18 protein-coding genes are annotated in these 14,958 nt (G+C 32.8%); all 18 read right to left on the reverse strand.

Features of this window, described 5'->3' with window-relative positions; genetic code table 11:
- Nucleotides 1–17 precede the first annotated feature (17 nt).
- The 18 genes from secA to P3F81_RS10830 all read right to left on the reverse strand — a co-directional run bounded on the left by secA (nucleotide 18) and on the right by P3F81_RS10830 (nucleotide 14,944).
- Nucleotides 18–2,531, reverse strand: a complete 2,514-nt coding sequence (gene secA, locus P3F81_RS10745; protein ID WP_147670144.1) for a preprotein translocase subunit SecA — start codon at nucleotides 2,529–2,531, stop codon at nucleotides 18–20.
- Between the two features lie 210 nt (nucleotides 2,532–2,741).
- Nucleotides 2,742–3,278, reverse strand: a complete 537-nt coding sequence (hpf, locus tag P3F81_RS10750; protein ID WP_147670145.1) for a ribosome hibernation-promoting factor, HPF/YfiA family — start codon at nucleotides 3,276–3,278, stop codon at nucleotides 2,742–2,744.
- Nucleotides 3,279–3,612: 334 nt separating this feature from the next.
- Entirely contained in the window at nucleotides 3,613–3,813 is a 201-nt protein-coding gene (locus P3F81_RS10755; RefSeq protein ID WP_147670146.1) for a cold shock domain-containing protein, read from the reverse strand.
- Nucleotides 3,814–3,915: 102 nt separating this feature from the next.
- Nucleotides 3,916–4,635 (reverse strand): amino acid ABC transporter ATP-binding protein, encoded by a 720-nt coding sequence (locus tag P3F81_RS10760; RefSeq protein WP_147670147.1) that lies wholly within the window; start codon nucleotides 4,633–4,635, stop codon nucleotides 3,916–3,918.
- Nucleotides 4,622–5,287 carry an amino acid ABC transporter permease gene (locus tag P3F81_RS10765; RefSeq protein ID WP_147670148.1) on the reverse strand — a complete coding sequence of 222 codons (666 nt, stop codon included), beginning with the start codon at nucleotides 5,285–5,287 and terminating at the stop codon, nucleotides 4,622–4,624. Before P3F81_RS10765 ends, P3F81_RS10760 begins: the two co-directional genes overlap by 14 nt.
- A gap of 169 nt (nucleotides 5,288–5,456) precedes the next feature.
- Nucleotides 5,457–5,705 (reverse strand): transporter substrate-binding domain-containing protein, encoded by a 249-nt coding sequence (locus tag P3F81_RS12930; RefSeq protein ID WP_434064756.1) that lies wholly within the window; start codon nucleotides 5,703–5,705, stop codon nucleotides 5,457–5,459.
- Nucleotides 5,706–5,780: 75 nt separating this feature from the next.
- Complete coding sequence (locus tag P3F81_RS10775; RefSeq protein ID WP_147670150.1) at nucleotides 5,781–6,554, reverse strand: basic amino acid ABC transporter substrate-binding protein; 774 nt, start codon at nucleotides 6,552–6,554, stop codon at nucleotides 5,781–5,783.
- A gap of 117 nt (nucleotides 6,555–6,671) precedes the next feature.
- Complete coding sequence (locus tag P3F81_RS10780) at nucleotides 6,672–6,962, reverse strand: zinc-ribbon domain containing protein (protein ID WP_147670151.1); 291 nt, start codon at nucleotides 6,960–6,962, stop codon at nucleotides 6,672–6,674.
- 330 nt (nucleotides 6,963–7,292) lie between these two features.
- Nucleotides 7,293–7,715, reverse strand: a complete 423-nt coding sequence (locus P3F81_RS10785; RefSeq protein ID WP_309320387.1) for a PaaI family thioesterase — start codon at nucleotides 7,713–7,715, stop codon at nucleotides 7,293–7,295.
- A gap of 178 nt (nucleotides 7,716–7,893) precedes the next feature.
- Nucleotides 7,894–8,085, reverse strand: coding sequence for a YjfB family protein (locus tag P3F81_RS10790; RefSeq protein ID WP_147670152.1), 192 nt, complete (start codon nucleotides 8,083–8,085; stop codon nucleotides 7,894–7,896).
- 949 nt (nucleotides 8,086–9,034) lie between these two features.
- Complete coding sequence (locus tag P3F81_RS10795) at nucleotides 9,035–9,172, reverse strand: GDP-mannose 4,6-dehydratase (RefSeq protein WP_309320797.1); 138 nt, start codon at nucleotides 9,170–9,172, stop codon at nucleotides 9,035–9,037.
- Nucleotides 9,118–9,345 carry a GDP-mannose 4,6-dehydratase gene (locus tag P3F81_RS10800; RefSeq protein WP_309320389.1) on the reverse strand — a complete coding sequence of 76 codons (228 nt, stop codon included), beginning with the start codon at nucleotides 9,343–9,345 and terminating at the stop codon, nucleotides 9,118–9,120. Before P3F81_RS10800 ends, P3F81_RS10795 begins: the two co-directional genes overlap by 55 nt.
- 71 nt (nucleotides 9,346–9,416) lie before the next feature.
- Complete coding sequence (locus P3F81_RS10805; protein WP_309320390.1) at nucleotides 9,417–10,034, reverse strand: PglD-related sugar-binding protein; 618 nt, start codon at nucleotides 10,032–10,034, stop codon at nucleotides 9,417–9,419.
- Nucleotides 10,035–10,109: 75 nt separating this feature from the next.
- A complete protein-coding gene (locus tag P3F81_RS10810; protein WP_309320391.1) occupies nucleotides 10,110–10,622 on the reverse strand; it encodes a glycosyltransferase family A protein in 513 nt (170 codons plus the stop codon).
- Nucleotides 10,623–10,633: 11 nt separating this feature from the next.
- Nucleotides 10,634–11,704 (reverse strand): class I SAM-dependent methyltransferase, encoded by a 1,071-nt coding sequence (locus P3F81_RS10815; RefSeq protein WP_147670154.1) that lies wholly within the window; start codon nucleotides 11,702–11,704, stop codon nucleotides 10,634–10,636.
- 31 nt (nucleotides 11,705–11,735) lie between these two features.
- Nucleotides 11,736–12,845 carry a glycosyltransferase gene (locus tag P3F81_RS10820; RefSeq protein WP_147670155.1) on the reverse strand — a complete coding sequence of 370 codons (1,110 nt, stop codon included), beginning with the start codon at nucleotides 12,843–12,845 and terminating at the stop codon, nucleotides 11,736–11,738.
- A 35-nt stretch (nucleotides 12,846–12,880) separates the two neighbouring features.
- A complete protein-coding gene (locus tag P3F81_RS10825; protein ID WP_309320392.1) occupies nucleotides 12,881–13,636 on the reverse strand; it encodes a class I SAM-dependent DNA methyltransferase in 756 nt (251 codons plus the stop codon).
- Between the two features lie 30 nt (nucleotides 13,637–13,666).
- Nucleotides 13,667–14,944 carry a methyltransferase domain-containing protein gene (locus tag P3F81_RS10830; protein ID WP_309320393.1) on the reverse strand — a complete coding sequence of 426 codons (1,278 nt, stop codon included), beginning with the start codon at nucleotides 14,942–14,944 and terminating at the stop codon, nucleotides 13,667–13,669.
- Between the last annotated feature and the right edge of the window lie 14 nt (nucleotides 14,945–14,958).

Consider the following 14,958-nt stretch of genomic DNA (forward strand, 5'->3'; position numbering starts at 1 on the left):
ATGCATTGGCAAGAAACTTATTCCTTGCCGCAACATTTTTTGTATTTTTTCCCTGAACCGCATGGACACAAATCATTTCTTCCTGTTGTGTCATGATTTACATACGGTTTCTTCGGATCTTCTTCCACTTCATCTCCATGAACTTCTTTTGCACCTTCTAAGTGACTCTGTGGTTTTGCTTCCGTCGCGATATTTACTCTAAACATTAATTTTGCGATATCTTCTTGAATGTTCGCAATCATCCCTTGGAACATATCAAAAGCTTCTACTTTATATTCAATCAATGGATTACGTTGACCATAAGCACGCAAATTGATTCCTTCACGTAACATATCCATCTGATCCAAATGCTCCATCCATTTGCTGTCAACCACTTTAAGCATAATTACTTTTTCAAGTTCACGCATGCTGTCTTCACCAAATAACAATTCGCGTTCTGCATAAGCATCTTGTGCTGCTTTTTGTAAAGTTTCTTTAAGTTCATCACGGCTCATTGCTTCAAGCTCAGACTGCACTAACTTGCCTTCTGGCGCAAATAAAGCTTCACAAGCTTTGATTAACTTATCTACTTCCCACTCCTCTGGATAAAGCTTTTCATTTGCATAAACGTCCATTTCTTGGTCAATCAATTTATAGATCATATCCATGATATTTTGTTTTAAATTATCACCCATTAGTATTTGACGACGTTGTCCATAAATGACTTCACGTTGTTGATTCATAACATCATCATATTCTAACACGTGTTTACGAATATCAAAGTTACGCGCTTCGACTTTCTTTTGCGCTTGTTCAATTGAACGCGTAATTAATGCATGCTCGATTGGTTCATCCTCTTCCATACCAAGTTTATCCATAATGTTAGCAATATTATCAGAACCGAATAAACGCATTAATTCATCTTCTAATGATAAGTAGAACCGCGATGAGCCTGGATCACCTTGACGACCGGCACGTCCGCGAAGCTGATTGTCAATACGACGACTTTCATGGCGTTCTGTACCAATGATATGCAGTCCACCGAGTTCTTCTACACCTTCACCAAGCACAATATCCGTACCACGACCTGCCATATTTGTCGCAATCGTTACCGCGCCCAATTGTCCTGCTCCGGCGATGATCTGCGCTTCCATTTCATGATATTTCGCATTCAATACATTATGTGCTACGCCGCTCTTTTTCAACACGCGGCTAAGTTCTTCTGATTGTTCAATCGACGTTGTACCAACCAACACCGGCTGCCCTTTGCGATGCGCTTCAATAATCGCATTCACAACCGCTTTGTATTTTGCCCGTTTTGTTTTATAGATAACATCTGGGAAATCAACACGCGCAACTGGCTTATTCGTTGGAATCACAATAACAGGAAGACCATAAATTTTAATAAATTCATCTTCCTCTGTTTTTGCCGTACCTGTCATCCCACTTAATTTATCATACATTCTAAAATAGTTTTGGAATGTAATCGCTGCTAGTGTTTGACTTTCACGCTCAATTTTTACGCCTTCTTTTGCTTCAATTGCTTGATGTAAACCATCTGAATAACGGCGTCCAAACATTAATCGTCCTGTAAATTCATCGACAATAACTACTTCTCCATCACGTACTACATAATCTCGGTCACGTTTCATTAAGGCTTTGGCACGCAATGCTTGATTAAAGTGATGTGATAACGCAATATTTTCACTATCGTACATATTTTTTACTTGCAAACGTTTTTCAATTTTCGCTACACATTCCTCTGTAGGTAATACAGCTTTTGCTTTCTCATCAATTGTATAGTCCACGCCTTCTTCTAAATCATTTACCGTTTTTGCCATAACCGCATACATCTCGGTAGATTTATCCCCTGCGCCAGAAATAATAAGCGGTGTACGAGCTTCATCAACTAAAATACTATCTACTTCATCGACAATCGCATAGTTTAGTTCACGTTGCACCATTTGATCTTGATAAATCACCATATTATCACGTAAATAATCGAACCCAAACTCATTATTCGTACCATACGTAATATCCGAAGCATATGCATTCTTACGTTGATTAAAATCAAGTCCATGGGCAATTAAACCAACGCTTAATCCTAGGAAATTATATAATCTGCCCATCCATTCACTATCACGACGAGCTAAATAATCATTTACCGTAATAACATGAACACCTTTACCTGTTAATGCATTTAAATATGTAGGCAATGTACCAACTAAAGTTTTACCTTCACCAGTACGCATTTCTGCGATTTTACCTTCATGCAAACAAATTCCGCCTAATAATTGCACATCAAAATGGCGCATTCCTAATACGCGACGTGATGCTTCTCTTACAACAGCAAATGCCTCTGGAAGTAAATCATCTAGAGTTTCCCCTTTATCTAAACGAAGTTTAAAGTCTTTTGTCTTAGCCGCCAATGATGCATCGCTCAAATTTTGCAAATCTGCCTCTAAAGCATTGATTTGTTCCACTCGTTCCATCATCCGTTTTATTTCTTTTTCGTTGCCATCACCAAATATTTTTTTTATAAAACCGAACAAACTGTATCACTCCTTGAACTATGTACGCATATACTCATACACTATTAGCCTATTTTAGAATTTTATCAAACTATGATCAATAAGTCAAAACTATATAGGTAAAAAATTCAATCATTTTCCCTTTCTTATTGTATACCAAAACACAAAATTATATTTTTATTTTTTCCACATAAAAAGACCTCGCATTTGCGAGGTCTTTTCGCTTTAATTTTACTCTGGTTCAATTAAGGCATATCTGCCATCTTTACGGCGATACACAACATTGACTTCTTCACTCTTCGCATTTCTAAATACAAAGAAATCGTGATTAATTAAGTTCATTTGCATAATCGCTTCTTGAACATCCATCGGTTTTACTGGGAATTTTTTCGTCTTTGCGACTGGATATTCTTCTGATTCATCATTTTTTTCTACAACAGGAGCTGTTGCGGTTTCAAATTTAAACCCGCCTGTACGAAAACGTTTCGTTAATTTTGTTTTATGTTTATGAATTTGACGTTCTAATTTTTCAATCACAAGATCAATGGAAGTATACATATCCATTGTGGATTCTTCTCCTCGAAGCAACATACCATCTACAGGTACAGTTACCTCAACAATATGCCGTCCTTTCGTCACAGTAAGTAATGCGGTAATTGCCCCAACATCATCAAAATATTTTGTTACTTTGCCAACTTTTTTTTCTACATAATCTTTTAATGCTGGAGTGATTTCAATGTTTTTTCCTCTAATAGTGAATGTTGCCATAGCACCCATCCCCTTTCCTGTGTCCTATGCTATTATATATTCTGCATAAAGAAAAAAACCCCTTCTTTTTATAAACGAATATTCTGAAACTTTACACAAAATTTTATATTTTTCGCCAAAATAATCATTTCACTATCAAAAGTTTACATTTTTAGTGATGAAATTATGCAATTCTTTTGATTCTAGAGAAGAGTAAAATTCTATTTACTTTAAAAGAATTTAGGACAAGAAATAAATACAACATAAAGACTTCCGCATGATTAAACTACAAATTGTTTTCATAAAATATAAAACCCGGCCTACTTTCATAAGCCGGGAAAAATAATTCTATTTATTAAGCTGTTTTTGTAACGTTAGAAGCTTGTGGTCCACGTGCGCCATCAACGATTTCAAACTCAACGCCTTGACCTTCAGCTAGAGTTTTAAATCCTTCATCTTGAATAGCGGAAAAATGTACGAAAACATCGCCACCATCTTCTCTTTCAATAAATCCGTAACCTTTTTCTGCGCTAAACCATTTAACTTTACCAATCATTATGAAATTCCTCCTAGAAATAAACTGGCACATCGAACTCGATGACCACGTTATCCATTATATCCATGATGGAACTATTTGTCAACCTCAAAAACCTTGTGTTTAAAGGATTTTTGATAAAAATGTTTTTGTCCGTTCCTCTTGTGGCGATTCAAAAATCGCTTTCGGAGATCCTTCTTCAACAATTTTACCTTCATCGACAAAAAGCACCCTGTCACCAACCTCACGAGCAAATCCCATTTCGTGAGTAACTACGACCATTGTCATCCCCTCTTTTGCAAGGCTCTTCATAACATCAAGCACCTCGTTTACCATCTCTGGATCAAGCGCAGAAGTAGGTTCATCGAAAAGCATAATTTTAGGCTTCATCGCCAGTGCTCTAGCAATTGCTACACGTTGTTGCTGCCCTCCAGATAATTGAGATGGATATGCATTCGCTTTATCTTCAAGCCCGACTTTTCTAAGCAAACTCAATGCAGTTTCTTTCGCTTCCTCTTTGGAAATCATTCTTACTTTCATCGGTGCTAATGTAATATTTTCCATCACCGTCATATGTCCAAATAAATTAAAGCGTTGAAAAACCATCCCTACTTCAGTACGAACTTTATTGATATTTGATTCATTGCTCAATGGAATTCCGTCCACAATAATTTCGCCATCTGTCGGCTGCTCCAAATAATTAATGCAACGCAATAACGTACTTTTCCCGGAACCACTTGGTCCGATAATAACAACGACTTCTTTTTCTTCTATTTCTACATTAATACCTTTTAAAACTTCAATCTTACCAAAAGCTTTATGCAAATTTTTAATACTTATCATCTATTTTGTACCTCCGCTCCAAATACGCAACTAAGCGGGAAATAGTAAGTGTCATAATCAAATAAATAAAAGCTACACTAATCCAAATTTCCAACGAACCATATGTACGCGCAATAATTAGCTGCCCACGACGTGTAAGCTCTTCAAATCCGATAACTGAAACTAGTGAAGAATCTTTTAACATCGCAATAAACTCGTTACCAAGTGGTGGAATAACACGTTTAAATGCCTGCGGTACAATAATATAACGCATCGTCTGCCCCCAACTCATCCCAAGTGAACGTCCTGCCTCCATCTGACCTTTATCAATTGACTCAATCCCAGCCCGAAAAATTTCTGCAACATAGGCACCACTATTAATACTACAAGCAGTAATCGCAGCAATAAACGGATCAACCCTCATACCAGTAATTATCGGTAATGCAAAATACATAATAAAAATCTGCACTAAGAGTGGCGTTCCACGAATAAAGTCAACATAAACTGCCGCCAGCGTCCTTATCGGCCAAAACTGTGCTAATCGTGCAATTCCCGCAAATAAGCCGATAAACAAACCTAACCCAACACTAATTAGCGTGATTTTTATCGTTACTATTGCACCTTCTAATAATAATGGCATTGAATTTGCCACCAAGGAAAAATTAAAATCCATACATATCCATCCTAACAATTCATAATTACTAACCATTCTTGTATATTCATACTAATGATTATAGTAAAAAGGAGAAAACGTGTCAACGAAAAAAGTGGCTATAGATCTTTTATTCAAGGCTTAATAAAAGATTTTCTCTCTACTTTACCTTAAAACGCTCCAAAACTCTCTACGATTTACACCTATGCATAAAAACTCTCTCAAGATATGCATGCGAAAGGGGTTGCAGTACTATGCAACCCCTTTTCGTTTTATGTATTTTACTTTTGACCAAACCATTTTGATAGATTTTATCGTACTCACCATTTGCCTTTAATTCAGCTAATGCCTTGTTAACTTTTGCTACAAGCTCTGTATTGTTTTTATCAAAAGCAATTCCATAATCTTCCGAAGTCAATGCAAGTAATCTTTTTGACATAAATACACCTCCAAAGACATAATCTATAAGCTTTTGAAAGTTCATTAACAATAAAATTTATTTAATATTTAGCAGTTATTTTACTTGCTTACCGAACCATTTTTCAAAAATTTTATCGTATTCACCATTTGCCTGTAATTTTTCTAATGCTTCATCAATTTGTTTTGCAAGTTCAGGATTTTTCTTAGAAATTGCGATTCCATAATCTTCAGCTGTTAGGATTTCAGGGAAAGTTTTTGCGTCTTTAGTTCCACCTTGTGCTAGGAAATAATCATTTACAGGTCTATCATTTACAACTGCATCTACACCACCAGCTTTTAATTCTAAGAAAGTATCTGCAGAGCTGTTAAATTCTTTTACCGTAGCATCTTTAATTTCTCTTGCTTTATTTGCACCAGTCGTTCCAATTTGAACTGCAATTGTTTTTCCTTCTAAATCTTTAAAACTTTTAATTGTATCGTTGTCATTTCTAACAACAAATGTTAAACCTGATTGGTAATAAGGTTTTGAAAACGCTACTTTTTGTTTACGTTCTTCTGTAACTGTCATTCCACTAATAATCATATCAATATTACCAGCTTCAAGCGCAGGAATTAAACCATCAAAATTTACATTTTGAATATCTGCTTGATAACCCATTTCTTTTGCAATTGCTCTGGCTAGATCCATATCAAAACCAACGTATTCTTTTCCATCAACATCTTGGAATTCAAACGGAGCAAAATCTGCATTTGTCCCAATTCTTAAAACTTTTGCATCACTCTTTTTCGTATCTGATCCACAACCTGTTACTAAAGCCATAACAACAAAAACACTAAGCATCAAAAGAGATATTAACTTTCTTGACATAAAAAAACCTCCTAATAATAATATATTTGATAATAATTTCTTAAAAAACATCCAACAAACACTCAAAGCCCGGATTTTACTCCGGGCCTAAGGGACACAACATCAATATATAATTATTTATTGGCGTTGAGCGTTGAAGCAATCACGACAATAAACAGGACGATCATTGCGTGGTTGGAATGGTACTTGAGTAGTTACGCCACAGTTAGCGCAAACAACATCGTACATTTCACGTTGTGGTCTAGATTCGCCACCATCACGGTTACGTCTTCTAGAATCGCGGCAGTCGCGACAACGTACTGGTTCGTTTTCGAACCCTTTTTCTGCGTAGAATTCTTGTTCACCTGCGCTGAAAATAAAATCTTTTCCGCAGTCTTTACATTGAAGAGTTTTATCCTCGAAAGCCATTAAAAAAATCCCCTCACCTTTTGAGTTTTAAGAATATGCCTAGCCGACCTGGTTTTTGACCCCACACTCGCCTGCTGGAAAGTTCGCTACTAGAAAGTCCTTCCCTCACTACTAAATCTCTCGGGTATCACATCAATTATGTACAAATAAATCCCGGCAGGTCTTACCTCTAAGCTGCACCATGATCAGAGCCTCTTTGGACTCCTTACGTGGATCGTTTTGCCTGCAACTGGCATCGACTTCCAACCACGGACCTAAGCAAATTGTTCTTAATCATAAGTATAAATTTTTCCTACAAAAAAAGCAAGATTTTTTTCTGTATACAGCAATCTATTTGACAAAATTATCAATCACAAAGAATGTTCCTCGCGCTTTTGCACATAGGTCTCCTTTTTCACTTAGAATCTTTGCCTCAGAAACCATCGTCTTTCCTCCATTGTGTAAAACCTCAGCAACTGCAATCACATTTTCCCCAAGTTTAGCCGCCCTAATAAAGTTGATATTCAAATCCATTGTTACTACTTTTTTATTTACACTCATACACGATGCTCCCATCGCAGTATCCGCAAGTGACATTAATACCCCACCATGTGCAATTCCATGTGCATTCGTATGCTTCTCGGTAATCGGCATCCCTAGCGTCACTTGTCCATCTTCGATATTTACAAGTGACATATCAATTACATGAATAAATGGATCATTCTCATAAAACTGCTCCATTTTCTCCATAAATTCTTCCGTAAACTCCGCCAAAACAATTCCTCCAGCTATTTATAATACTTTTATTTTTTCTGTTAAAACAAAGTTAATACAAAAATAATTTTTTACAATTACCTTTAATTATTTATTACTATACACAAAATAAGTTTTATTTGCAATTTATAGATTAAAGGCAAAAAAATACCGTCTGCCAATGCAAACGGTATTTTTATTACGCAATAATATCAAAATTAGAGCCAAGATACGGCTGTGCAGCATGTTGTTCAGCCATAACACTATTCAACATATCCGCAGTGCTTTCCGCACTCCCCATCGCCATCTTTAGCACTGAAGTACCCATATCTTGCGCTACCTTTTGATTGCTCATTCCAACCGACATTGCTGCAATAGACATTGTATCCATAAAAGCACCCCATTTATTATGTAATCACTAAATACATTCTATCATAAAAGGCTATAAAGAAATATACTTTTTCTTAATTAAACCTTATAATATGACCTTCACCAAAGATATGTACCATTTTATGCTCTGTTGCTTATGAGATAAATGCCAACTTATTATTATGAATCATCTTTACTTTATTAGCAATTATAACTTTAGCTGCTCCAACAAGAATACTCCAATGTTCATATAATGATGATCCCGCTTCAATCCTAATTTACTTTTTGGATTTATCCGAAAATTTTTCATTCTACATCCTAAGCTTTCACCTATATTATTCCAATAATAAAATTCTTAATTTATATATTTTCTTACTAAATCAAACTTGCCTTTTCCTTAAAAGATTCTACTAAGTAATAATTACCTAAAATTTCTCCTACCTTAATATACCCATAATCAGTTTTAGGCACATCCATTTTTATCCCACAAATAACAAATTAAATTTATTTTGACAACTCTAGTCCAAACTTTAATGAGTTTATAAATGTATTTTCATTTTGAATTATCAAGACAAAATTTTATTACTAAAGCAGTTGCTGATGCAAGATTCTTTCTCTCAGGCTCTAAAATAATACGAATTCCCTTTGCGCCACATTCTCTAACTTCATTTTCAACATAATATAGCTACTCGATATTCATCATAATAAGAACATCTTTTCGCTGTCCCAAAATCATTTCTTCTATCATCACTTTACATAATTGCTGTAATAATGTTTTTGGGCTTCATCCTAAACTTTCCTTGCAATTAGCTAAAGACGAATCAGCTTCGACTAGTACATTTCCATTACTTTATCTATTCCTATTTCCTCGACACCTTCCTCCTGCCATTCAATTTCTACTTCAACTATTTAACCGCTACTTCAAGAAACGCGCGAACTTCGTGTAATTACAAGTATAAATTCCATAAATACTACCAATAATTCACTGTAATCCAATGCTCGTATAATTTCGCAACAGCATATGGACTGCGCAGATAAAAAGGGTTGCTTCTTTCTACGGAATTTCCTGTACTAATCCATATAATACACTCGTCGCTGCCCGATAAAATTTTGTTTTCTTCTCTAACTTCAAGAAACGACTTGTCTCTAAAAGTCTAAGCGTTCCTAAAGCATCTGCATTTTGCAGTATACTCCGTAGTTCCAAAAGATACCTGTACATGACTCTGTCCAAAATTCCATCTGGTTGAACTTCTTGTATGACACGAATCAAATTCTTACGCATAAAAATCCTCCAATAAAACACTAATCAAAAACAAGTAAACTTTACAATCTCTAAAACGATAAGATTTTACATTAGTTAATTTCCGTGCAATCAAAGTTCATTTCATTCATAAAATTTGTTGATGGATAAAGATAAAAATCTTTTCCTTCTATTAATCCCAGTTGTTTTAATTCTTCCCCCATTTCTTCATTATGAAAAGATCCAACAACTAAAACAATAAATTTATCATTAAAATTCTTTAAATATTTAGGCATTTTAACTAACTTTCCACAAAACCCTTCTTTTTGGCGTCTATGCGAATTGTCAATAAAAAAATCTATTTCAAAATTTTTTTCACTTAGAATCCTATACACCATTTCACCAAATTCACCCGCACCAAAAATAACCAATTTGCGTTTTTGGAAAATTTGTTTCATCAATATATCCCTATCACTATGTTGCAATATGTAATTGCAAATCATAGTATTTCGGTAGCGTGCATGCACATTTTTTGTCTTTTGTACAGCTTTTTTTCTGTCCTCATCACACATTTGCATTCTTTTATATGTATTTAGCCATATTTCTTCTAAGCCATCGTAATAATACATTTTATGCGGATAAGAAATAAACTCATGACATCCACTGGCTTCTCTAATGACATAAATAAATAAATACTCATCAATAAAGCCACATTTATAATTATACGCCATTGGTAAACTGACTTGTATATCTTGTATTGTGTTTTTATCATTAACATAAATCGTTTGCTCTGGAATAACTTTTTTTTAATCCTCGCCCCTAAATAAATACGGCAAAAGAAACGTACTTATTTGTCTATTAACAATCCGCCAAAACAAATTCTCTTCCTCTTTAGTTTGCATCCAATAGACATCATGTAATGTTTCTAAATCTTTCTCATCAGCTTCCCAACCTTTGCTTGTTACCATACTATATTTAAGATTATGATCAAGGAATTCAACTCTTTTTTCAATGCACTCAGGTACAAGAATATCATCTGAATCCACACTCATTACATAATCTCCAGTAAAAACCTTCAACCCTTTATTCAAAGCCTCTGCTTGTCCTGCATGTTGCTGAATAATATAAATAAATTGAAAGCCTCTCTTTTTAATTATTGGTTCATATTCATGAATTTTTTCTATAACGCCATCCGTAGATCCATCATCTATAAAAATAAGTTCAATATAAGAATATGTTTGTGCCAATATCATCTTCATATAACGATCAACAAAGGTAATGCCATTATACCATGGAGTAATAACACTTACTTTTTTCATATTGAAAACCTCTATTTCTGTAAAATAGCATAGAACTCTAGCTGACCTGGTGCAGTTTCCGATATTTCTATCAGGGATAAATGGATTAGTCCCAACTGATTTAAAATTTCAATTATATTTTTAAATGAATCTGGAGTGAAAAACCATGCATGCGCATCTATATATTGTTTATTAGAATCTTTATATTGCTTAATGATTTCTTTAACTTTTTCTATCGAAAATTTTGGCAAATCACCATGATTTCCTTTCCAATGATTCCTTGCATTATTATGAGTTCTTCTTAAATAAGACAATAATATTTTCAAACTATGTATCTTTGCTTCTTGGTAATAAGAATCTAAAATATCCTCAATTAACGTTAACTCCTGATAGTGATCATAGCAGTATCGTTTATCAGGAATAATCATGATATATCTTCCATTGCTTTGTAATATTTTTTCTACTTTTATAAGATGTTCTACAAAATTGGGTTGATGTTCTATTACATGAGAACTAAAAACGACTGGAAATGATTTGTCAACTATAGACAAATCTCCACTTTCCGAAATATAATCTATTTTTTGAGGAACTCCAAACGGATCCACATTCCATGATTGAGCTTTGCTACGCAATCCTTCTATACCTAGAACATCAAAATATTTAACATTTTTACCTATGAAATTCGGATTATTTAGTGGACCTATTTCCAGTATAGATGTATTTGTGAATTTCAACAAAAATTCCTGATATGTGTATATTTCATCGTTTCTAAATTTATCATTCAATTGCTTTCTGATTTGAGCACTATTTGAACTATTGGCGATTAAAATAACATAGTTATCTTTAGTCTCTAAAAATTCATTAGGATTTTTAACCTCAATACCTTCAAAAATCATGCCTTGTTTTTTTTCATCATTATCAAAAAAAAATTTTATCATCATATTTTCATTTTTTAATATATGACATAATGCTTTCCCATCGTAACCTGCAGAAAAAATTATAAATTCACGTTTTTTGAATTTTTCAAACGCCATTTTATCAAAATCTTCTCTTATAAGCTGATTCCAAATAAACTCTACTCTACTAATAATATTTCCGTCCATAATTCATCCCTCATATAACAATTAATAAAAATTATTTTATAATCCACGTATGCAATCTTTCTATGTACCTATCAACAATATAGTTTTCATCGAAACATCTTTTAGCATTGTCCGAATAATCTTGATAATCTTCTTTTATCTTATTTATAGCATCTTTTAATTGAAAAATATCCGATATTACAATCCCAAATTTATATTTTTCTACCAATTTACTTAAATTCATGTTCCCCATTATGATAACAGGTTTCCCCATTCTTAGAAATTCACATAACTGTCCACAAGCATTTGCCATAAAAAAGCTGTTCATATCACCACGTATCATATAAGAAATAATGCCAATATCACATTCATCTATAATTTTATATACCTCATTAGGTACAATCAAGTCTAGTGATAAAATTGGTTTTATTTCTATTTTTTTTAACAACAAACTAAAATTTTCTGATATTTTGCCATGAAACATTAAATTATACTCAAGATAATGCTTTTGATAATGTTCTGTGAAAAAATGACTATTTCTAATGAAACCAATATATCCACATTGTAGTAATAACGGTTTATCGCGTAAATTTTTTCTTTTATTATACTGTAATGGAATATCTTCAATACATACAGGCAAATAAAATATATTTATATCCTGATTTTGAATATTCACCGTGTCTTTTAATAATTGAAATCTCTCATCATCTTGAATAATGATATATTTATGTTTTTGTATAATTAGTGGGAATAATCTCAAAATTAATTTTATCCATAATTTCGAATAATAAGGTCCTTTTTTTACAATAATATCATAACTCCATAATATATATTTCGTTTTTTTGTTACACATAAACAAACTGACTAAAACATATATATAATGGTCTATAGCAATTACATAATTATAATCATTGATAATTTTTGACAATCTTTTTAAATTTCGTATAGCTTCTATAATTAATCTAATTGTAGAAGCAAAAGATTTTATATAATCTTTTATATGATAGTCTTTTTTTATCCACAAAAATCCTCTTTGCTTAAAGTTAAAATATTCAACTTTTTGCACTTGCCCAAGTTTATCTATTATCGCTTTCGTATGAGGATACATATTATTGTCATATTCCTCATAACCAATAATCAAAATCTTACTTTTTTCTTGCAAAGTAAAATACTCCTTTTCGATAACTAAGCTTACATTTACAACTCTTTTCGTACCACAAAACAACTTCCCCAGGTAGACATACTTAAAGATTTTCCCGTCATAAATTCGAAACCATCGATATAAGAAAAACCACATTCAGAGACAAATTTTTCAATTTCTTTCTTAAATAAATATCGCATTATATGTGTTTCCTGTATTTCTTTAATTACATCATCTTTCTTATTTCGTACAAAAACATCATAATGTACTTCCACTATATTATTGTTTTCTCGCATTACAGGTTCCGCAATTCTAGTTATTCTTATTTTTTCATTTTCTAATCGTTTTACCCGAATTTCTGGTTTTTCTGTTAATACGGTTGGTCCATACCAACAATCAAAAATAAAAACACCATCCTTCTTTAAGTGCTTGTGTACATTTAACAGTACATTTTTTATTGCCTCATCTGTAACTTGGTAACTCATAACATGAAATAGTGCCGTTACTATATCATATTCTTCCTTTAAATCAAATTTTTGAATATTTGACAGCGTAAACGCTAGTCTATCATTGCTTTCAGCCCTTTGCAGTGCTTTTTTTAACATTTCCCTGCTCATATCAACGCCATGTATATTATAGCCATATTGAGATAAAATCTCTGCATGCCTTCCTGTTCCACAACCTAAATCAAGGACTTTTTTCGCCTTATTGTGATACTTTGTTATTAGTGCGTCAATATACTTAACCTCTCCATCATAATCTTTATCTTTATATAACAAATCATAATATTGAGCATATTCGTTAAATAGCATTATATTTATCTCCTTCTAAAATTATATAATTTATCGATAGATATAAAGAATAAATTTTAAATAAATATTCTCATTAATTGATTTTTCATTGACTACCCGGTATATTTTGTATCTTAACCCAGAATTAATTATTGGCAATATCACTCTTTCCTTTAAGGCTTTCATATCATAGTGGCGTGCAAAAGGTATTCCAAAATATTCACTATAATACAATTGTGCACCTAAATCATGATATTGATTTTCGTATATATAGTCAGGTGAAGAATATCCACAATAATGGGTATGCATGTACAAGGGAGCTATAACGCATCTACCTTTTTTAGCTAACACTCGTGCCAACTCTTTAATTAAATTGGTATCAGAATCTCCCAAAAACATTTCATATGCACATTGTAAAGATACTGCGTCTACAGAATGATTAGTAAAGTCAGTGTTCGTAGCATCTGCAACCCTATAAATATTTGAATCAGCAAATTTAGTAGACGGATTCAGATCAATTGCCATAGAATCATAACCCTTATTATGCAATAAAAAAGCAAACGGACTATTGCATGCAGCAACATCAATATAAAAATCAGATTTTTCTAAGTGTAATATTTCGAAAGCAACAAAATGTTCTAAAATTTTTTCTTCTTTAATTGCTTTATCCCAACTATAAAAATCTTCTCCAAAATCAAATTCCTGTTTAAACTCATTATATTTTTTTAAATCAATTTGATAATCTTCTATTACTATTTCAGACAATTTCAATTGGTCATATATTTTTACTAACTCATCTTTGGATGGATTTTGATACAATTGAAAATCTTTTTGGATCTGCTTAGATTTTTCAAAAGCTTCAAACTTTCTTTTTTTATCAAATTCGTAATAAGTCTCAGGCATCCCTGCCAAAGCCATTGTATTATCCTTTTTATTACACCAATCTATAATCATCTCAAAAAATTTTGTATGAGATATATAATCTTTATTTTCAGCCAATCCATATTGAGATAATTGAACACTAATAGGATTATAAAATTTACAAGTTGCAACAACAATCATAGATTTGCTATTTTTACCCTGCAGACATTCTGGAGAGCATATTTTCTTTCCATATAAACATTTTCCTTGCTTATCTTTGTTATTATCAACTATAAAATCAATGTGTTCTTCAAATTCACCCAAATGATAAAGAGTAAATAAATAATTGATATTAGCAAGAATCCCTTCAAAATCTTCCCCTGTACCAAAAATAATAACTTTGAATTTTTTTTGAATATCCATATGTATTTTACCATGATCAATTAAGGGTTTCTGCTGAAAACTCATTTTACACATCCTTT

Source organism: Selenobaculum gibii, assembly GCF_030273445.1.
Taxonomy (GTDB): domain Bacteria; phylum Bacillota; class Negativicutes; order ICN-92133; family ICN-92133; genus Selenobaculum; species Selenobaculum gibii.